The organism is Pseudoxanthomonas spadix BD-a59, assembly GCF_000233915.3.
GTDB lineage: Bacteria > Pseudomonadota > Gammaproteobacteria > Xanthomonadales > Xanthomonadaceae > Pseudoxanthomonas_A > Pseudoxanthomonas_A spadix.
The window spans coordinates 69,897-89,040 of the sequence record NC_016147.2 but is presented as its reverse complement, the minus strand read 5'-3'; the positions used below and the strand labels follow the sequence as shown (position 1 = coordinate 89,040).

The following is a 19,144-nucleotide window of genomic DNA, read 5'->3' as shown; positions in this document are numbered from 1 at the left end:
CACCGGCAGCTGGCCGCGGCGCACTTGCACCCGCTCCGCACTGCGCTCACTTCTCACTTCTCACTCCTCGCTGCTCGTTTCTCACTCCTCGCTCCATGGCCAAGCTCTATTTCTATTATTCGGCGATGAACGCCGGCAAGACCACCACGCTGCTGCAGTCGGCGCACAACTATCGCGAACGCGGCATGCGCGTGCTGATCCTGACCCCGGGGCTGGATGATCGCGCCGGCCCCGGCGTGGTGGCCTCGCGGATCGGCTTGCAGGCCGAAGGCACCACCTTCACCGGCGATGATGACCTGCTGCGCCTGGTCGATGGCGAGTTGGCCGAGTCCGGCCGGCTGCACTGCGTGCTGGTGGACGAGGCGCAGTTCCTCAGCCGTGCGCAGGTCTGGCAGCTGAGCGAGGTGGTGGACCAGCGCGGCATCCCGGTGCTGTGCTACGGGTTGCGCACCGATTTTCGCGGTGAGCTGTTCGAGGGCAGCCAGTATCTGCTGGCCTGGGCCGACGAACTCAGCGAGATCAAGACCATCTGCCATACCGGGGCCAAGGCGACGATGACCGTGCGCGTGGATGCAGCCGGGCGCGTGGTCCAGGACGGGCCGCAGGTGGAGATCGGCGGCAACCAGCGCTATGTCTCGGTCAGCCGCGCCGAGTACAAGAAGATCACCCGCGGCGAGTCGACGATGGCGCCGCAGCAGGCCTTGCTGCCGTTTTGAGCGGTCGCCGCGCCGCGGGCGCCGCCAGCAGGCGTTCGGCGCACCGCTCGCGGATGGCCCGCACCTCGCGTGGAATCACCCCGCCATCGGGCTGGACGGTGGCCAGCTGCGCCAGCAGGGCGTCAAGCTGTTGCAACGTGCCCTGTGAAGGGCTGGCGGTGCAGCGGGTTTCGGCTGCGTAGGCACGGGCGCGCCAGCGCAGCTTGGCCGCTTCACTGCCGTCGCCGCCGTGCCGCGCCAGCCGATCCAGCATGGCCAGCGCGGCGTCGGGCTGGCCGAGGCGCCCGCGGTTGCGGGCCAGCGACAGTTCGGCGAACAGCCGCCGCGGATGATCGGCCGGATAGCCGCGCCGGGTCAGCGCGACCGCCGTTTCGAACCAGGGCTGCGCGCCCCGCGCATCGCCCTGGTCGGCGATGACCTCGCCGATCATGCGGTCGGTGTCGCCGACCAGTGGGTGGGAGGCACCGAAATTGGCGACGCGCAGCGCGCGCGCTTCCTGCAGGGCGGCCAACGCCTGGCTGTCATGGCCGGCCGCATGCAGGACCCTGCCGTAGTTGGCCAGCCCGCCCGCCAGCTGCCGCGCGCCTTCGGGCTGGCGCCAGATGGCCACGGCCCGGGCGATATCGCGCTGGGCGGTGGCCAGCTCGCCACGTTCCCAGGCGATGACGCCGGTGGTGTTCCAGGCCAGGCCGGTCTCGCGGTGCCGCTCGCCCATGACCTGGCGGGTGCGCGCCAGCAGCGATTCCATCTGCTCGGCGGCCAGGGCGTACTGGCCCAGATCCACCTGCAACGCCACCAGCTGCCGGCGCAGGCCCAGGGTGAGGGGATGGTCCGAGCCGTGGATCTGTTCGGACACCCGCAGCGCCTGTCGGAAGCCGGCCTGGGCGTTGATCGTGTCGCCGCCGGCGCGCTGTGCGGCGCCCCGCGCACGCAGGATTTCCACCGCCAGCGGATGTTCGTGGCCGACATGGCGATACAGGTAATCCAGCGCGGCGCGGTAGCCGTTCAGCGCGTCCTGTTCCCGGCCCCGGTCGGTGTCCAGCAAGGCCAGGTCCAGCATGTTCTCGGCCACACCGGCATCGTCGCCCAGCGCCTGGCGGCGCGCCAGGGCGCGCTGGAACAGGCTATGCGCCGGCACCAGGTCGCCCTGCTGGCGCAGGCAGCGGCCGTACTGGGACAGGAACTCGGCGGTTTCGGCCTCATGGCCAATCAGGGTGCGCGTCAGCGGTTCCAGCGGCGCCAGCTGGCTGGCGCAGGCCTGGCCGCGATCGAGCATGCGCAGCGCGCGTCCGTGCTGGGCAGCGATCTGCAGGCGCAGCTGCGCGGAGACATCGCCGCGGCCGTTGAGCAGGCCGTCGGCGCGTTCCAGCAACGCCAGCGCCTGCGCATAATCGCCCAGGCCGATGCGCAGCCGCGCGACCACGCCCAGCAGCTCGGCATGGGCCAGCGGCTGGTTGGCCAGCTCGCGCGCGCCGCGCGCCACCCCGGCGTCGAGCAGCTTGCGGCTATCGAATGCATCGCCGCGCGGTGCGGCGCCGGCGTTGTCGAACAGGCCGATCACGAAATCCTGCATCGCCTGCGCGCGCTGGGCCTCGTGCACCGCCTCGCGGGCCTGGCGCAGGCTGATGGCCGCCGCGCCCAGCAGCACCAGCGACATCATCGATCCGGCCAGCAGCCACCAGCGATGGCGCAGCGCGTACTTGCCCAGCCGGTAGCCCACGCTCTGCCGCTGTGCCTGGACCGGCATGCCTTCCAGGTAGCGGCGCAGGTCAGCCGACAGCGCTTCGACCGAAGGATAGCGGTGCTCGGGCTTCTTGGCCAGGGCCTTGAGCACGATCCGGTCCAGGTCGCCGCGCAGGCGCCTGGCCTGGCGGCGCAGGTCCGGTTGCGCCGCCCGGTCAGGCGCGCCCTGCAGCAGCGCCTGCGATGGGCGCATCGGTTCGGCGTCGATGATGGCCTGTTCCCAGGCCAGCACATTGTCGCCCTGCAGGCGATAGGGCTTGGTGCCGGCCAGCAGTTCGAATAGCACCACGCCCAGCGAATACACATCGGTGCGGGTGGTCACCGGCTCGCCGCGGACCTGCTCGGGCGCGGCGTAGTGCAGGGTGAAGGCGCGCAACTCGGTGCGCGCGCCGCTGCCATCGGGCGCATCGAGCAGCTTGGCGATGCCGAAGTCCAGCAGCCGGGTTTCGCCGCTGGCGGTGACCAGGATGTTGGAAGGCTTCAGGTCGCGGTGGACGATCAGGTTGGCATGCGCGTGGCTGACCGCCTGGCAGACCTGGCGGAACAGTACCAGCCGCGCCTCGATGGCCAGGGCATGCTGCTGGCAATAGTCGGTGATGGAAATGCCTTCGACGTATTCCAGCGCCAGGTAGGGCTGGCCCTGCTCGCCGACCCCGGCATCGAGCAGGCGCGCGATGTGCGGGTGTTCCAGCCGCGCCAGGATGTCGCGCTCACGCGAGAAACGCACCCGCAGGCGGTGATCGGCGATGCCCGCATGCAGCAGCTTCAGGGCCACCCGGCGCTGGTAGCCGCTGCCGGCGCGCTTGGCCGCCCAGACCATGCCCATGCCGCCTTCGCCCAGCAGCCACTCCAGGCGATAGGGACCCAGGCGCGCGCCTTCGCAGAGCGCGGCCGGGGCTTCGTGCAGGGGCGGCGGCCAGGCGCCTTCGGCGGCGGCTTCCAGCGCCAGCAGGCCGACAATCTCCTCGGCCAGCCCGGCATCTTCAAGGGCGATCAGTTGCAGCTGGTAGGTACGCTGCTCCGGATTCATGTCCAGCAGCAGGTCCAGCATCGGCGACAGGCGTTGCCACTGGGCGGCGTCCATCGCGCAGGCGCTCCGCTTTACTCGTCCTGCATCGCGGCCAGCAGGAACAGCCGGGCCTTCTGCCAGTCGCGGCGCACGCTGCGCTCGGAGCGCTGCATCAGCTCGGCGATCTCCAGCTCGGACAGGCCGGCGAAATAGCGCATCTCCACGACCTTGGCCAGGCGTGGATCGGCGTCGAAGAGCTGGTCCAGCGCGGTATTGAGCGCCAGGGTGGTTTCGTCCAGGCGCAGCAGGTTGCTTTCCACGTCCTCGGGGATCTCCGCCACGCGCTTGAGGTCGCCGCCGCGCTTGCGGGCCAGGCGGCTGCGGGCGTAGTCCACCACCACCGAGCGCATCGAGGAGGCGGCATAGGCGAAGAAATGCGCGCGGTCGTCGAACTTGGCCCCGCCCTGGGCGCCAAGCAGTTTCAGGTAGGACTCGTGGACCAGCGCGGTGGCGTCCAGGGTGTGGCCCTGGTGGCCGGCCAGCTGGCGCCGGGCCATCGAATGCAGTTCCTGGTAGAGCGTGGACAGCACCCGATCCAGCGCGGCGCGGTCGCCCGAACGCGCGGCATCCAACCAGACCGTGATATCACCCCCCCCCTCCATGAACCCCCTCCTTGCATTGCTGCAGGGGCCGACTATACCGCCTGCAAACGTGACGGGTGTATCTCCCGCTGGTGCGATGCGGCATCACTGCTTTCAGCGCTGGCAGTGCGGGCACCAGACCGTGGTGCGCTGGCCGACCTGGGCTTGCTTCAGGGCGGCCGCGCACCGCTTGCAGGGCAGGCCGCCGCGGCCGTAGACCCACAGTTCCTGCTCGAAATAGCCCGGCACGCCATCGGGGCTGATGAAATCGCGCAAGGTGGTGCCCCCGCGCTGGATGGCGTGGGCCAGGATGTCCTTTACCGCCATCGCCAGGGCTTCATAGCGTTCGCGGGAGACCCTGCCGGCCGCGCGCAGCGGGTGGATCCTGGCCCTGAACAGGCTTTCGGCCGCGTAGATGTTGCCCACCCCGACCACGATCCGCTGGTCCATCAGGAAGCTCTTGACCGGGGCGCTGCGGCCGCGGCTGCGTGCAAACAGCCATGCACCATCGAACTCCTCCGACAGCGGCTCCGGTCCCAGCCCCTGCAGCAGCGGGTGGGTGGTGCCCGGCGCCTGCCACAGCAGGCTGCCGAAGCGGCGCGGATCGTTGAAGCGCAGCACCCGCCCGCCATCCAGGGCCAGGTCGACATGGTCGTGCGCCTTCACCGGCGTGGCCGCCGGCAGCACCCGCAGGCTGCCGCTCATGCCCAGGTGCAGCAGCGCGCTGCCGGCCAGGGTGTCCAGCAGCAGGTACTTGGCGCGGCGACGCACCGCCTCGATCCGCGCCCCGGGCAGGTGCGCGCGGATCTGGTCGGGGATCGGCCAGCGCAGGTCGTCGCGGCGCTGCAGGACTGCGCGCACGATCACCCCTTCCAGGTGCGGGGCCAGGCCGCGGCGGGTGGTTTCGACTTCGGGCAGTTCGGGCATGGCGGCGGGCCTGGAGGGGTCAGCGCTCGGGTGGAGCCGAGGGTCGGAATGTCAGGCGCGGCGGCCGGCTCACTGCGCCGCGGCGCGGTAGACGCCCTGGTCCAGGTGGACGTGAATCGGGCCGCCATAGACCTGCGAGAGCAGGCTGGAGGTGAGGGTCTGCGCGCGCGTGCCGTCGCCGGCGATGCGCCCGTCCTGCAGCAGCACCACCCGGTCGATCTCCGGCACGATTTCTTCCAAGTGATGGGTCACCAGCACCAGGGTGATGCCCTGCCCGGCCAGCGCGCGCATCAGCGTGCAGAACTGCTGCTGGGCCACCAGGTCCAGGCCAGCAGTGGGTTCGTCCAGCAGCAGCGCCTGCGGCTGGTGCACCAGCGCGCGGGCGATCAGCACCCGGCGCATCTGGCCGGTGGACAGCTCGGCCACCAGACGGCCGGACAGGCCCTGTCCGCCGACCCGCGCCAGCGCCTGGGCGGCGCGCTCGCGCATCGCGGGGGTGACCTGCTGGTCGATCGGCAGGACGAAACTGGCGAAGAAGCCGGTGACAATCGCGTCATCCACGCGCAGCTGCGGCATCTGCTGCAGGTCGCCGGTGGCATCGCTGGTGACCAGTCCCAGGCGCGTGCGCAGCTGGGCCACGTTCCAGCGGTCCTGGCCGAACACCTTGACCGGCGCCTGGCCCGGGCGCGCCAGCGGATACAGCTCGCGGTTGATCAGCTTGATGAAGGTGGATTTGCCGCAGCCGTTGGGGCCCAGCAGCGCGGTGTTCTGGCCCAGCGCGATGCGCAGGCTCAGCTGGTCGAGCACGGTGGTTTCGCCGCGCACCACGGTGGCGCGGTCCAGTTCGATCAGGGGCTCGGTTGCGGGGTCGGAAGCGGTGACGGGCAGCATGGGGTCCTGGGCACACCGTGCGCTCGCCTGAACACCATCGGGCGCCACGGGTGAAGTTTGCGGGCAGAGCCGCCATTATGGCCGGGTGCGGCGGGTCCTTGCCCGGCGCCGTCTTCCCTGGAGGGGGAACTTCATGCATCCGTCCCTGATTGACCTGCTCACCGGTGGCCTGCTGCAGTTCGGCTGGTGGCAACTGCTGCTGGTGCTGCTGGTATGCACCCAGCTGACCATCTTCTCGGTGACCCTGTACCTGCATCGCAGCCAGGCGCACCGGGGCGTGGATTTCCACCCGCTGCTCAACCATTTCTTCCGGTTCTGGACGTGGTTGACCACCTCCATGATCACCAAGGAGTGGGTGGCCATCCATCGCAAGCACCACGCCAAGGTCGAGACCGACCAGGACCCGCACAGCCCGCAGGCCAAGGGCATCGGCAAGGTGTTCTGGCAAGGCGTGGAGCTGTACCGCCAAGCGCGCCGGCAGCGCGAGGATATTGCCCAGTACGGCCGCGGCGCGCCGGAAGACTGGATCGAACGCCGGCTCTACACGCCGCTGGCCAGCTGGGGCCCGGTGACGCTGCTGGCGGTGCAGTTCGCGCTGTTCGGCCTGCCGGGCATCGCGCTGTGGGCGATCCAGATGGCATGGATCCCGTTCTGGGCCGCCGGCGTGATCAACGGCCTGGGCCACTGGTGGGGCTACCGCAACTTCGAATCGGCCGACACCTCGACCAACCTGACCCCGTGGGGGTTCTGGATCGGCGGTGAGGAACTGCACAACAACCACCATGCCTTCCCCAGCTCGGCGCGCTTTGCGATGCGCCGCTGGGAGCTGGACATCGGCTGGGCCGCGATCAAGGGCCTGGAAGCGCTGCGCCTGGCCAAGGTGCTGCGGGTGGCCCCGCGCCTGGACATCCGCCCCAACATCGCCGTGCCCGACGCCGACACCCTCAGGGCACTGCTGTCGCATCGTTTCCAGGCCATGACCGACTACCAGCGCAACGTGTTCAGGCCGGCCCTGGCCGAGGAAGCGGCCATCGCCGGGCAGAAGCTGCGCCAGCTGCTGCCCGGCCGCATGCGCCGCGGCCTGGTCGATGACGGCCGCTGGCTCAAGCCCGAGGCACGCGATGCGCTCAACCGCTGGGTCGCCCAGCGCCCGCGCATGCAGGCCCTGGTCGAACACCGCAAGCGCCTGGCGGTGCTGCTGGAGACGCGTTCGCACGATGCGGCCGAGCGCCTGCGCCAGTTGCAGGCCTGGTGCAAGGAGGCCGAGGAAAGCGGAATCGCCGCGCTGCAGGCCTATTCGCAGCGCCTGAAGGGTTACGCGCTGGCGCATTGACCTGCCGATCGCACTGCAATGGCGCACCTGCCCCTGGCCCGTCCGCGGCGTCATTCGCAGACCGGGCCCTGCTGCACACCGGGCACATGCGCTGGCTGATGGCCCTGGTCCTGGGCTGCTGGGCCGCGCCGATCCTGGCGCAGGTCCCGACCGGCACCGCCGACTACCTGGCCCGCATGGACAGCGACCACGACGGCCGCGTCGGGGTGGACGAATACATCGCCTGGATGAGCTACGCCTTCGACCAGCGCGATGGCGACCACAACGGCGTGCTCGAAGGCGCTGAACTGCCGGGTCGCCGCGGCAAGCCGATCACGCGCGCCGCGCTGGTCCTGCAGCTGCGCCAGCGCTTTGCCAGGCAGGACCGCAGCCAGGACGGCCTGCTGGATGCCAGGGAGCTGGCCGCCCCGCCGCAGTGAGGCCGGAATCAGGGGGGCCTGCGGCCCGCAGCTTCCCAGGGTTCCGGGTTCTTGAGGTCGATTCCCGCGTCCCTGATCGATGCGCCGGCCGGGATAATGCGCGCGTCCTCTTTGCCCAAGGGTCTGCGCCCCATGTGGTTTGTTGCCTTGGCCGTGCTGTGCAGCGTGGCCGTGTCGGTCCTGTTCCGCCTGGCGCCGCGTCTGCGGCTGGACCTGCCGCAGGCGGTGACCTGGAACTACCTGGTTGGCGCGCTGCTGGCGCTGGGCCTGCTGGACCCGCCGCTGCAGGCCCTGCACGGCGAACATGCGCCCTGGCGCTGGTGGCTGCCGCTGGGACTGCTGCTGCCGGGCCTGTTTCTGGTGCTGGCCGCCTCGGTGCGCCGGGCCGGGATCGTGCGCACCGACATCGCCCAGCGCCTGTCGCTGCTGCTGTCGCTGCTCGCGGCCTTCACCCTGTTCGGCCAGCGCGCCGGCGGCTGGCAGATCGCCGGGCTGGTGCTGGGCCTGGCGGCCATTGCCTGCCTGCTGGCGCGGCCGCGCGCCGCGGCGGCGGCCGCTGCGACCGACTGGCGCCTGCCGCTGGTGGTGCTGGTGGGTTGGGCCACGACCGACGTGTTGTTCAAGCGCATCGCCGCCGACGGCGCCCCGCTGTCGGCCTCGCTGCTGGCCACCTTCACCGTCGCCTTCGTGCCGATGCTGGCCTGGCAGCTGTGGCGCCAGCTGCGCGGGGGCGTGCACCTGGACCTGCGCAGTCTGGCCGGCGGACTGCTGCTGGGCCTGCTCAACTTCGGCAACATCGGCTTCTACCTGGCCGCGCACCGCGCGCTGCCAGGCGCGCCAGCCACGGTGTTTGCCAGCATGAACATCGGCGTGGTGCTGCTGGGCACGCTGGTCGGCGCGCTGGCCTTCGGCGAACGCCTGGGCCGGCTCAACCTGCTGGCGATCCCGCTGGCGATCCTGGCCATCGCCCTGATCGGGCGCGGGATGGGCTGAGCCTAAAGATCAAATCCCAGCAGCGGCGGGGCGTGGTCGGCGCTGCGCCACCGGCCCTCGCCGTTGCGCTCCTGGTCGGTGCCGGGCACCTCGACATTGTGCCTTTGACCGTACCGCCCTGCCCAGCGCCGGCCTGGGCGCACTGGTGCAGGCACGCGGCGGCCAGAACGGCAGGATCGCAGCAGGCGATTGGCGGGCATGCGCACCGCTCCATTTCCGAGCCGGGGAGGAAACGGGCGTAAACGACGACGCCGCCCGCAGGCGGCGTCGGCACAGGCGCTGGTGACGGTGATTACTTCGATTGCTCCAGCATCCAGTCGACCGTGGCGCGGATCTGTTCCTCGCTCAGGCCGGGATTGCCGCCCTTGGGCGGCATCACCCCGCCATCGGGGCCGGTGAAGCCTTCGATGGCATGCTTGTACAGGGTGTCCTTGCCCTTGGACAGGCGCGCGCCGAGGCCCGCCGGGGTCAGCATCGGGGCCAAGCCCACGCCCGTGGTATGGCAGGCGGTGCACAGCTGGTCGTAGATCGTCTTGCCGTCCAGGGTGCCGCCGTAGGCGCCCTGGGCGGCCTGGGCAGCGGCCGCCGCCGCCGCGGCGGCGGCCTGGGCGGCGGCGCCGGTGCTGCCGGCATAGACTGCACCGACCGGTGCGATCCGGGCCTGGGTCTGCCTGGCGGCCACCGGCGAGACTTCCGGCGGAATCGCCTTGGACAGGAAAAACGCCCCGATCGCCAACCCCACCGTGACCAGCAGCAGCAAGCCGATCACCATCGAGAAGCGCTTGAGAAACTCCAGGTCATAGTTGCGCACAGTCCACCTTTGGCAGCGCCGTCGCCGGCGTGGCTGAAAAACACTCGGGTATCCAACGAATGTTCCGGTCGTGGGGGCGCCCGGTCGCTGCCCCCGTTCCGGAAGCGGCTGCCCGCATTATAAGCAGGAGCGCCGGACGCGCATCCCCACCTTGGGATGAGAGCCGGGCAGCGCAGACGCAGCGGGCGATCCGGTGCCGGACATGCGTCGCTGCGCCCCGCGCCGGCACCCGGCCCGAGGGTCGCGGATGTCCCTTCAGGGACACCAGTAGATCTGCACCGGAGTCCTGGCCGCGCGCAGCACCGTGGCGATCGGCGGACCGGCCTCGGCAGCCAGCGCCTGCTGCAACACCTGGGCTTTGTGCTCGCCTTCGATGTGCAGGTACAGATGGCGCGCGGCTGCCAGCACCGGCAGGGTCAGGGTGATGCGCGGTTCGCCGGCGGCCTCGGCGTGCATGGGCAGCACGCGCGCACTGCCGGCCGGGTCCAGGGCCCGTTCGAGCCAGTCGCCGCCCGGGAACAACGAGGCGGTGTGGCCATCGTTGCCCATGCCCAGCACCGCCACGTCCAGCGGCAGCGGCAGCTGGGCCAGCTCCTCTTCCAGTTCGGGCAGGGCCTGTTCCGGGCCGTGGCCGTAGGCGCGGTACAGCGGCAGGAAGCTGGCGACCGCGGCCGCGCCATACATCAGGTGCTGGCGCACCAATGCGGCGTTGGAGCGCGCGCTGGTTTCGTCGACCCAGCGCTCGTCGACCAGGGTCACGGCGACCTGCTTCCACGGCAGCGGCTGTTCGGCCAGGGCCTGGAAGAAGCGCACCGGCGTGGTCCCGCCGGACAGGGCCAGCACCGCGCGGCCGCGCTCGGCCAGCGCCGCGCGCAGGTCGTCGGCGACCGCGGCGGCCAGCGCCTGGGCCAGTAGCTCGCGGTTGGGACAGGCGTGGACGTGGGCGAGTTCGTCGGGAAGGCTCAGGCTCATGTGCCGGTGTCCTCGTGCCAGGTACGGCCGTCGCGTTCGATCAGGGCCACGGCGGCATTGGGTCCCCAGGAGCCGGCGGTGTAGGGCTTGGGTGCTTCGGGCAGCTGTTCCCAGGCTTCCAGGATCGGATCGATCCAGGCCCAGGCGGCCTCGACTTCGTCGCGGCGCATGAACAGCGACTGGTTGCCGCGGACCACGTCCATCAGCAGGCGCTCATAGGCTTCGGGCTGGTGCACGCCGAAGGCCTCGGCAAAGCTCATGTCCAGCGGCACGTACTTCATGCGCAGCCCGCCCGGACCGGGATCCTTGATCATCAGCCACAGCTTGACGCCCTCGTCCGGCTGCAGGCGCAGGACCAGGCGGTTGGGCTGGGCCGGGCCGGCGCTGGCATCGAAGATCGAGTGTGGCACCGGGCGGAATGCCACCACGATCTCCGACACCCGCTCGGGCAGGCGCTTGCCGGTGCGCAGGTAGAACGGCGCGCCGGCCCAGCGCCAGTTGGCCACCTCGGCCTTGATCGCCACGAAGGTCTCGGTGCGCGAATCCGGGCGGCCCAGCTCGTCCAGATAACCCGGCACCGCCGCGCCACCCGAGGCGCCGGCGCGATACTGGCCGCGCACGGTGACATGGCTGACCTCGGTGGCGGTGATCGGCTTGAGCGAACGCAGCACCTTCAACTTTTCATCGCGCAGCGCGTCGGCCTGCAGCGTGGCCGGCGGCTCCATCGCCACCATGCACAGCAGCTGCAGCAGGTGGTTCTGGACCATGTCGCGCAGTGCGCCGGAGCTGTCGTAGTAGCCGGCGCGCTTTTCCAGTCCAACGGTTTCGGCCACGGTGATCTGCACGTGGTCGATCCGGCCGGCGTTCCACAGCGGCTCGAACAGGATGTTGGCAAAACGCAGCGCCAACAGGTTCTGCACCGTCTCCTTGCCCAGGTAGTGGTCGATGCGGAAGGTCTGGTGTTCGGCGAAGGCCGCGCCGACGGCATCGTTGATCGCCGCGGCGCTGGCCGAATCCCGGCCGATCGGCTTTTCCACCACCACCCGTGCGTTGCCGGTGTTCAGCCCGGCATCGCGCAGGCGCGAGCACAGGTCCACGAACAGGTTGGGGCTGGTGGACAGGTAGAACACGCGAATACGGTCCGGGCCGGTGGTCTTGAGCAGCTCGCCGAACTCCTCCCAGCCCTCTTCTCTGGTTGCATCCAGCGGGCGGTAGTCCAGCAGCTGCAGGAAAGCCGGCAGCCGCGCGCGCAGCAGTGGCTCGGCTTCGGTGATTTTTTCCAGCGCCTCGCCGATCCGGGCGCGGTACTCGGCGCCGTTCTGCCGGTCGCGGGCCACGCCGATGATGCGGCTGTCCTGGGGAATCTGCCCGTCGGCATAACGGCGCAGCAGGCCAGGCAGCAGCTTGCGCAGGGCCAGGTCTCCGGTGCCGCCGAAGATCACCAGGTCGAAGCTGTCCACGGGAACGGTCTTGGCTGTCACGGGGCAAGGCCTCGTCGGAAGCGGTTGGGGAAACGGGCAAGACGATACCACCGCGCTACCACGCCTCCCAGTCCTGCACCTGACCGTGCCCACCATGGCGCGTACATTGCAACTTTGGTATCTCATTGGTACTTTCACGGGCATGCTTTCCGCCATCGCCACCGAATACCTGCGCCTGCAGTCGGCCGAAACCAGCCGTACCCTGGCCTACCTGCGCCTGCGCCGCGCCATCCAGCACCTGATCGACACCGGCGTGCTCGGCCCTGGCCACGGCCTGCCCAGCGAGCGCGACCTGGCCGGTGGCCTGCAACTGTCGCGGGTGACCGTGCGCAAGGCGTTGTCCGGTCTGATCGACCAGGGCCTGCTCAGCCAGCGCCAGGGCGCAGGGACGTTCGTGTCCGAGCGGATCGTGCGCAGCTTCTCGCGCCTGACCAGCTTCACCGACGACCTGCGCGAGCGCGGGCTCAATCCGCAGGTGACCTTCCTGGAACGCGGCATCGGCGAGGTCACGCCGGAAGAGGCGATGGCGCTGAATCTTTCGCCCGGCAGCGGGGTGGTACGCCTGTCCCGCCTGCGCCATGTCGATGGCGCGCCGATCGCGGCCGAACGCACCCTGGTGCCGCACAGCCTGCTGCCCGATCCGCAGTGCATCGGCGGCTCGCTTTACGAAGCACTGGATACCTACGGCCATCGCCCGCGCCGCGCCCTGCAGCGCCTGCGCGCGGTGGCGCTGGAACAGGAAGCGGCGCAACTGTTGCAGCTGGAAGCCGGCGCCCCCGGCCTGCTGGTCGAGCGGCGTGCGTTCCTAGCCGATGGCCGCGTGGTGGAATTCACCCGCTCGTTCTATCGCGGCGATGCCTACGATTTCGTGGCAGAACTGCAGAGCGATTGAGCGTCAGCAAAGCCACCAACTGGCGCCTTCACCCCATCGCGCGATCGGTGCGACGCCCGCGGGCATCGTGCTCAGAGGCTGAGAAAAATTCGACCGCCGTAGCGAGAGCGCCGCCAAGCGTTCGTGACAAGGTGCGTTGGGGGCAAATCCGGGGAGTTTGGTGGGCCAAATGACCCGGATTTGCCCGCAGCGCGCCGCCGGCACGGGCGTTTGGCGACGGTCGCAGTAGGCGGGCGATTTTTTCTCAGCCTCTCAGTCGACCGCCAGTGGTCCGCGCTGTCCAGCCGACAGCAGACGCTGCGCGTCCACGCCCACCGCATCGAAGATCTCGCCGATCCGCTCGATCGCATGGCGCGCCTGCGTGGCATCGCGCACCTGCGCCAGGATCGCCGCGGCATCGGCGGCGCAATCGTCGAAGAAGGCCTGCTCCAGCGGCACCTCTACGCCGGCGGTGACCTTGTCCTGCAGCTGGTTCAGCTGCTGCTCAAGAAGTTTCTGGTGCATGGCGCGCCTCTCGATCGTGCCCGGCAGGAAGGGCACTGCTGCGAATGCCTGTCCGCAATCGGCGGGCGGGCTGGAATGGGTCGCACAGTCCGCACAGGACGGTCATGATCAGGCGCCATGCCCATCGCATGCAGGGACCAAGGTGCCGGCGCCGGCGTTGCGGCATCGTGAGCGGCCGGGAAACGATTGTTTCGCGCCGGATTCACGGCGGCGTGCTAAGACTCGTCCATGACGGCGCGCCGGGCACCACCGCCAGGTCAGCAAGGACCGCTGATCACGAATTGCCCGGCGCTGTTCATGAAACTTGAAACGCAGTTGGGTGGTCTCACCGCACCTGCAGACCGCCATCAATTGGCTGCTGGTGCAGCCGGCCGTACCAGCCGGCGACCCAGCATCCCCGCATGACGCTGTAAGCCCTACCGCAGCCACCCGTTGCGCCCATGTGCCGGCCCATCCGGCAATCACCTGCAAGCGCTGCATGCAGTCCCGCGATGCCCTGCGTCCTGTCGAACCAAACGCCTCGGACCGCCTCGCGCGTGTCCGCACCGCCGTTCCATCCGCGCAGCAAGGGGAACCCACACATGGCCGCCATCCTCGACCTTCAACCGCTGCCGACCGGCAATCCCACCAGCCTTGTACCGCTGGCCCCACCTGCGGTGACGCCGCTGTATACCGACCCTGCGCGCGCGCGCCACGAGTGCGCCAGCGTCGAGTACTTCGGGAGGCGCCTGGCCACGCTGCTGGGCCGCCCATTCCGCGATCAGGCGCTGCCTGGCCTGCCAGGCTATTTCATTCCGCTGGACACACTGACCTGCGAGGAAGCGGCGATGCGCGGCATCACCTGCGCGCAGGATCTGTTTGGCGGCGTGGTGCCGCATGCGTTCGTGGCCAGCAAGCTGGTCAGCCACGGCCTGGTCGCAGACGGTGCGGGCGCGCCACAGGGCTGGGCGCCGCAGCTGGGCGCCGCGCTCGGCGATGCGGTATTGCCTGGGTATTCGGTCTTCAGCGCCGATGATGCGCGCCGCGCGCTGGCGGCGCTGCTGCCGCTGGGCAAGGTGCGCGGCAAGCTGGCCCATGCCCGCGGCGGTCACGGCCAGCGGGTGATGGCCTCGCAGGCAGACCTCGAGGCCTGGCTGGCGCAGGTCAGCGACGCGGAAATCGCCGACGGGGTGGTGATCGAGCTGAACCTGGAGTCGGCACTGACCTTCAGCATCGGCTGCGTGGAGGTGGGCGGCGCGTCGATCGCCTACTTCGGCACCCAGCGCACCATCGGCACGCCCAGCGGCGAGGTGGTCTACGGCGGCTCGGTCCTGCGCGTGGCACGCGGGGGCCTGGACCAGCTCCGGCACGTACCATTGCCGCGCCATGCCGGCGATGCCATCGCCAGGGTGCAGCATTACGAAAGCACGATCGTGCAGGCCTATCCGGGCTTCTTCGCCTCGCGCCGCAATTACGACGTGGTCCATGGCCGCGATGCGAAAGGCATTGAGCGCTGCGGTGTGCTCGAGCAATCCTGGCGCTTCGGTGGTGCCAGCCCGGCCGAAATCCTCGCGCTGGAAGTGCTTTGCGCCGAGCCGGAGGTGCCGTGGCTGGATGCGATGACCTACGAAACCTACGAGGACGAACCGGTGCCCGGCGATGCGCTGGTGTATTTCCAGGATCAGGTGGCTTCACTTGGCCGTCTGACCAAATACGCTAGGGTCACCGCTGATGGACGTGACCCTTGAACACATCGGTTTTCCGGTCGAAAGCGTTCAGCTGTCCGGCACTTTGCTGGCACCGGCGCGCGCGCTGCCCGGCGTGCTGTTCGTGCATGGCTGGGGCGGCAGCCAGGACCATGACCTGGCGCGGGCCCGCGACGCCGCGGGCCTGGGCTGCGTCTGCCTGACCTTCGACCTGCGCGGCCATGAAGGCGATGCGCAGATGCTCGAACGCGTCAGTCGCCAGCAGAACCTGGACGATCTGCTGGCCGCCTATGACTGGTTCGTGCAGCAGCCCAATGTCGATGAGAACGCCATTGCCGTGGTCGGCATCAGCTATGGCGCCTATCTGGCGGCGATCCTGTCCTCGTTGCGGCCGGTGCGCTGGCTGGCGCTGCGGACCCCGGCGCTGTACAAGGACCAGGGCTGGGAACTGCCCAAGCGCCAGCTGCACCAGGACCCGGACCTGATTCCCTTCCGCCATCGCCAGGTGGCATGGAAGGACAACCGCGCGCTGCGCGCCTGCGCCGAATTCACCGGCGATGCGCTGATCGTCGAAGCCGAGCTGGACCAGATCATTCCGCACCAGGTCATCGAGAACTACGTGGCCGCCTTCACCCGCGCCCGCTCGCGCACCGCGCGGGTGATCGCCGGGGCGGACCATGCGTTTTCGGAAAAGCCGGCGCAGCGCACCTACACCGCGGTGCTGGTCAGGTGGCTGACCGAGATGGTGGTCGGTGCCCGCGAACACGCTGCGCGCGAAAAGGTCTCCGAACGCAAGCGCGCGCGCGATGGGCAATCCTCGGCGCCGTCGGCACACGCGGTGGCGGCGGGCGATGCGATGACGCGGTAGGAGCGATGGGCATTCCCGGTGATGCCCATCGCGGCCATCGGCCGATCCTGCCGGTTTATGCGCGCTTGCCCCGCAACCGCTCCAGCACGCCATCCAGCGTATCCAGATCGGTGTAATGGATCACCAGCTTGCCCTTGCCGTTGCGGCCGTGGGCGATGTTGACGGTGGTGCCCAGGGTCTCGGACAGCTCGGTCTGCAGCGAGGCGATGTCGGCCTGCGGCGCGGCCCTGGCGGGTTTGTGCTTGCCATTGACCGGGACGCGGCCGGCGGCGAACTGCGAGGCGCGGTGTTCGACCTCGCGCACCGACCAGCCGCCGTCGGCCGCTTCGCCGGCCAGCTTGCTGGCCAGTTCCGGCGAGAGCGTGAGCAGGGCGCGGGCGTGGCCCATTTCCAGGCGGCGCGCCTCGAGCAGGGCGCGGATGGCCGGCGGCAGTTCCAGCAGGCGCAGCAGGTTGGACACCGCCGCGCGCGAGCGGCCGACCGCTTCGGCGGCCTGGCCGTGGGTCAGGGAGAATTCGCTGATCAGCCGCTGCAGCGATTGCGCTTCTTCCAGCGGGTTGAGGTCCTCGCGCTGGATATTCTCGATCAGCGCCATGGCGATGACGGTGCGGTCGTCCAGTTCGCGCACCACCACCGGCACCTGGGCCAGGCCGGCCAGCTGGGCGGCGCGCCAGCGGCGTTCGCCGGCGACGATCTCGTAACCGCCGCTGCCGCTGGCGCGCACCACGATCGGCTGGATCACACCCTGGGCGCGGATCGAGTCGGCCAGCTCGTCCAGCTTGGCCGGGTCCATCGCCATGCGCGGCTGGTACTTGCCAGGCTGCAGCTGGCCAACCGGGACGTTGCGCAGGGCTTCACCGGGCTGGGCTTCGGTCGGCGGGGTTTCGGCGCCCTTGGGGCCGAGCAGCGCTTCCAGGCCGCGGCCGAGGCCGCGCTTCTTCGGGGCGGGCATCAATGGGTCTCCATGCGGGGGGGCGCGGGTCGGCTGCGTTCCTGCTGGCGGCGGATGAGCTCGCCGGCCAGGCCCAGGTAGGCCACGCCCCCGCGCGAGGCCCGGTCGTAGCCGACGATGCTCTGGCCATGGCTGGGCGCTTCGGCCACGCGCACGTTGCGCGGCACGATGGTGCGGAACACCTGCTCGCCGAAGTGCTCGGTCAGCTCGGCCGAGACCGCGTTGGCCAGGTTGTTGCGCACATCGAACATGGTCCGCAGCACGCCTTCGATCTCCAGCGTCGGGTTGAGCCGGCCGCGGATGGCCGAGACCGTCTCCATCAGCGCGCTCAAGCCCTCCAGCGCGTAGTACTCGCACTGCATCGGGATCAGCACCGAATCGGCCGCGGTCAGCGCGTTGAGGGTCATCACCGACAGCGCCGGCGGGCAGTCGATGAGGATCCAGTCGTAGTCCGGGCGCAGTGGCTCCAGCGCGGACTTCAGGCGCTGCTCGCGCGCCGGTGCATCCATCAGCTGGATCTCGGCAGCGGTCAGGTCGATGTTGGCCGGCATCAGGTCGAAATCTTCTGCGGTGCGCACGATCGCCGCGCGCGCCTGGCTTTCCTGCAGCAGCACCTCGAAGGTGGAGGTCTCGATCTGGCGCTTGTCCACCCCGCTGCCCATGGTGGCGTTGCCCTGGGCATCCAGGTCCACCAGCAGCACGCGCTGGGGCGTGCGGGCGAGCGCGGCGGCCAGGTTGACGGCGGTGGTGGTCTTGCCGACGCCCCCTTTCTGGTTGGCGATGGCGATGATGCGGGCCATGCAGTCGGCTCTTTGGGGAAAGGGGCGGGACCGGGGATTATGCGGGTTTCGCCGCGACCCGTCCCACCGTGACCAGGTGGCGCTGGCCGTCCAGGCCGGGCACCGACAGCGGCGTGGCCTGGACCAGGGCCCAGCCCGGCGGCAGCGCGGCGATCTCCTCGTGCGGGATCACGCCCTTCATCGCCAGCAACGTGCCGCCGGGCTTGAGCAGGTGTCCGCCGACGGCGACGATGCCGGCCAGGGTGTCCAGCGCGCGCGCGGTCAGGTGGTCGTAGGCAGCCGGTGCGTCCAGCGCCTCGGCGCGGCTTTCGGCCACTTCCGCATTGTCCAGCCCGAGCTGGCGCACGGCCTGGCGCAGGAAGCGGGCCTTCTTGCCGTTGCTCTCCACCAGGGTCACCTGCAGCTGCGGGTGGGCGATGGCCAGCGGGATGCCGGGCAGGCCGGGACCGGAGCCCAGGTCGGCCAGGGTGCCGGTGGACACGAAACGGTGCATGGCCAGCGAATCGAGCAGGTGGCGGGTGACCATCTGCCGCGGGTCACGCACGGCGGTGAGGTTGTAGGTGCCGTTCCAGCGCACCAGCAGGGCCAGGTAGGCCAGCAGCGGCGGCGCCAGGTCCGGCGACAGGCCGAGTTCGGCCAGCCCGTGGCGCAGTGGCGCGTCCAGGCCAGGGGGCAGGGCATCGTGGGTCATTGGCCGCAGCTTAGCGCAGCCCGGCGCGGGGTCGCTTGGGCTTTCAGCCCGGCGGCCGCGCGCGCCAGGCCACCGCGGCCAGGTATTTCGGGTGCGGCTGCCACTGGTGCAGGGTCCAATCGGGCGGCGCGCCCAGGCGCCGGTCGCAGGCCACCAGTCGCAACGGGCCCCAGGCTTGGGTGTGCATCGCCGCCGCTGGCGCGAACACCAGCCGCTGCAGCCCGAACGAGATCCCGTGCCCGTGCGCCTTGAGCACCGCTTCCTTGGCGCACCACAGGCGCAGGAAGGCCAGCGGGCGCCCGGCTTCGGGCAGGGCGCGCAGGGCCGTTGTTTCCTCCGGCGCGAAATAGCGCTGGGCCAGCTCCAGCGCGCGCGGCCGCGGGCGCAGGCGCTCGATGTCGGCACCGACTTGCACGTCCGGCCCGGTGGTCAGCAGCAGCGCCTGCCCGCTGTGGCTCCAGCTGACGTCATGGCGTTGCAGCGCGCCTTCCAGGTGCGGCTTGCCGCGCGCATCGCGCTGCAGCGGCAGCGTGCCCGGGGCCAGCTGGAACCACGATTCCAGCAGCGGACGGGCGGTGAGTTCGCCTGAACTGCGCGGCGGATGGGTCGTCCACCACACCTGCAGCGGTCCGATGCGCTGGGACGCGGAAAAGGTTTCGCGCAGTTCAGTCATGTGCAGGTGGCACCGGGTGAGCCAAGCAGGTGCCGGCCAGGTGGCCTTGCGCGCGTGAAGGCGGCGCCGCCATGCGGGCGAGACACGTCTTTGCTGGAGCGGTCTTCATCATGTACCGGCCGGTTGTGTATACGGCGGTTTCA

At 70.1% G+C, this 19,144-nt stretch carries 19 protein-coding genes; 7 read left to right on the top strand and 12 right to left on the bottom strand.

Annotated features, from left to right (window positions below; all coding sequences use genetic code 11):
- The first annotated feature begins 95 nt into the window (after positions 1 to 95).
- Positions 96 to 716, top strand: coding sequence for a thymidine kinase (locus DSC_RS00385; RefSeq protein WP_014159106.1), 621 nt, complete (start codon positions 96 to 98; stop codon positions 714 to 716).
- On the opposite strand, the gene DSC_RS00380 is transcribed toward DSC_RS00385, so the two are convergent.
- The 4 genes from DSC_RS00380 to DSC_RS00365 form a co-directional block, all read right to left on the bottom strand.
- Positions 664 to 3,543, bottom strand: a complete 2,880-nt coding sequence (locus DSC_RS00380) for a serine/threonine-protein kinase (protein ID WP_014159105.1) — start codon at positions 3,541 to 3,543, stop codon at positions 664 to 666. The two genes, DSC_RS00385 and DSC_RS00380, sit on opposite strands and share 53 nt — an antisense overlap.
- 17 nt (positions 3,544 to 3,560) lie before the next feature.
- Positions 3,561 to 4,130, bottom strand: coding sequence for an ECF-type sigma factor (locus tag DSC_RS00375; RefSeq protein ID WP_014159104.1), 570 nt, complete (start codon positions 4,128 to 4,130; stop codon positions 3,561 to 3,563).
- Between the two features lie 93 nt (positions 4,131 to 4,223).
- Positions 4,224 to 5,036, bottom strand: coding sequence for a bifunctional DNA-formamidopyrimidine glycosylase/DNA-(apurinic or apyrimidinic site) lyase (mutM, locus tag DSC_RS00370; protein ID WP_014159103.1), 813 nt, complete (start codon positions 5,034 to 5,036; stop codon positions 4,224 to 4,226).
- A gap of 69 nt (positions 5,037 to 5,105) precedes the next feature.
- A complete protein-coding gene (locus DSC_RS00365; protein ID WP_014159102.1) occupies positions 5,106 to 5,927 on the bottom strand; it encodes an ABC transporter ATP-binding protein in 822 nt (273 codons plus the stop codon).
- Positions 5,928 to 6,060: 133 nt separating this feature from the next.
- On the opposite strand from DSC_RS00365, the gene DSC_RS00360 reads away from it, so the two are divergent.
- The 3 genes from DSC_RS00360 (at position 6,061) to DSC_RS00350 (ending at position 8,672) form a co-directional block, all read left to right on the top strand.
- Positions 6,061 to 7,260, top strand: coding sequence for a DesA family fatty acid desaturase (locus DSC_RS00360; protein ID WP_014159101.1), 1,200 nt, complete (start codon positions 6,061 to 6,063; stop codon positions 7,258 to 7,260).
- A gap of 86 nt (positions 7,261 to 7,346) precedes the next feature.
- The gene (locus DSC_RS00355; protein WP_014159100.1) at positions 7,347 to 7,679 is read left to right on the top strand and encodes an EF-hand domain-containing protein; all 333 of its coding nucleotides are present in this window, start codon (positions 7,347 to 7,349) and stop codon (positions 7,677 to 7,679) included.
- Between the two features lie 132 nt (positions 7,680 to 7,811).
- Positions 7,812 to 8,672, top strand: coding sequence for an EamA family transporter (locus DSC_RS00350; protein ID WP_014159099.1), 861 nt, complete (start codon positions 7,812 to 7,814; stop codon positions 8,670 to 8,672).
- A 292-nt stretch (positions 8,673 to 8,964) separates the two neighbouring features.
- Here the strand turns inward: DSC_RS00350 and DSC_RS00345 are convergent, their stop codons facing one another.
- The 3 genes from DSC_RS00345 to zwf form a co-directional block, all read right to left on the bottom strand.
- Positions 8,965 to 9,483, bottom strand: a complete 519-nt coding sequence (locus DSC_RS00345) for a c-type cytochrome (protein WP_014159098.1) — start codon at positions 9,481 to 9,483, stop codon at positions 8,965 to 8,967.
- A gap of 255 nt (positions 9,484 to 9,738) precedes the next feature.
- The gene (gene pgl, locus DSC_RS00340; protein ID WP_014159097.1) at positions 9,739 to 10,455 is read right to left on the bottom strand and encodes a 6-phosphogluconolactonase; all 717 of its coding nucleotides are present in this window, start codon (positions 10,453 to 10,455) and stop codon (positions 9,739 to 9,741) included.
- A complete protein-coding gene (gene zwf, locus DSC_RS00335) occupies positions 10,452 to 11,936 on the bottom strand; it encodes a glucose-6-phosphate dehydrogenase (RefSeq protein WP_014159096.1) in 1,485 nt (494 codons plus the stop codon). Before zwf ends, pgl begins: the two co-directional genes overlap by 4 nt.
- A 142-nt stretch (positions 11,937 to 12,078) precedes the next feature.
- Between zwf and DSC_RS00330 the strand changes: the two genes are divergently transcribed.
- Positions 12,079 to 12,828 (top strand): GntR family transcriptional regulator, encoded by a 750-nt coding sequence (locus DSC_RS00330; RefSeq protein ID WP_014159095.1) that lies wholly within the window; start codon positions 12,079 to 12,081, stop codon positions 12,826 to 12,828.
- A gap of 252 nt (positions 12,829 to 13,080) precedes the next feature.
- On the opposite strand, the gene DSC_RS00325 is transcribed toward DSC_RS00330, so the two are convergent.
- The gene (locus DSC_RS00325) at positions 13,081 to 13,332 is read right to left on the bottom strand and encodes a hypothetical protein (protein WP_043290243.1); all 252 of its coding nucleotides are present in this window, start codon (positions 13,330 to 13,332) and stop codon (positions 13,081 to 13,083) included.
- A 581-nt stretch (positions 13,333 to 13,913) separates the two neighbouring features.
- Here DSC_RS00325 and DSC_RS00315 point away from each other — a divergent pair.
- Positions 13,914 to 15,059 carry a DUF3182 family protein gene (locus DSC_RS00315; protein ID WP_014159092.1) on the top strand — a complete coding sequence of 382 codons (1,146 nt, stop codon included), beginning with the start codon at positions 13,914 to 13,916 and terminating at the stop codon, positions 15,057 to 15,059.
- Entirely contained in the window at positions 15,043 to 15,885 is an 843-nt protein-coding gene (locus tag DSC_RS00310) for an alpha/beta hydrolase family protein (protein ID WP_014159091.1), read from the top strand. The genes DSC_RS00315 and DSC_RS00310 overlap by 17 nt, the downstream gene beginning before the upstream one ends.
- Before the next feature lie 55 nt (positions 15,886 to 15,940).
- On the opposite strand, the gene DSC_RS00305 is transcribed toward DSC_RS00310, so the two are convergent.
- The 4 genes from DSC_RS00305 to DSC_RS00290 are packed head-to-tail and all read right to left on the bottom strand — an operon-like array spanning position 15,941 to position 19,001.
- The gene (locus tag DSC_RS00305) at positions 15,941 to 16,837 is read right to left on the bottom strand and encodes a ParB/RepB/Spo0J family partition protein (protein ID WP_014159090.1); all 897 of its coding nucleotides are present in this window, start codon (positions 16,835 to 16,837) and stop codon (positions 15,941 to 15,943) included.
- Entirely contained in the window at positions 16,837 to 17,637 is an 801-nt protein-coding gene (locus DSC_RS00300; protein WP_014159089.1) for a ParA family protein, read from the bottom strand. The genes DSC_RS00305 and DSC_RS00300 overlap by 1 nt, the downstream gene beginning before the upstream one ends.
- A gap of 37 nt (positions 17,638 to 17,674) precedes the next feature.
- Positions 17,675 to 18,328, bottom strand: a complete 654-nt coding sequence (gene rsmG, locus DSC_RS00295; protein ID WP_014159088.1) for a 16S rRNA (guanine(527)-N(7))-methyltransferase RsmG — start codon at positions 18,326 to 18,328, stop codon at positions 17,675 to 17,677.
- 43 nt (positions 18,329 to 18,371) lie between these two features.
- On the bottom strand, positions 18,372 to 19,001 hold the full coding sequence (locus DSC_RS00290; protein WP_014159087.1) for a 4'-phosphopantetheinyl transferase family protein: 630 nt from the start codon (positions 18,999 to 19,001) through the stop codon (positions 18,372 to 18,374).
- Positions 19,002 to 19,144: the final 143 nt, after the last annotated feature.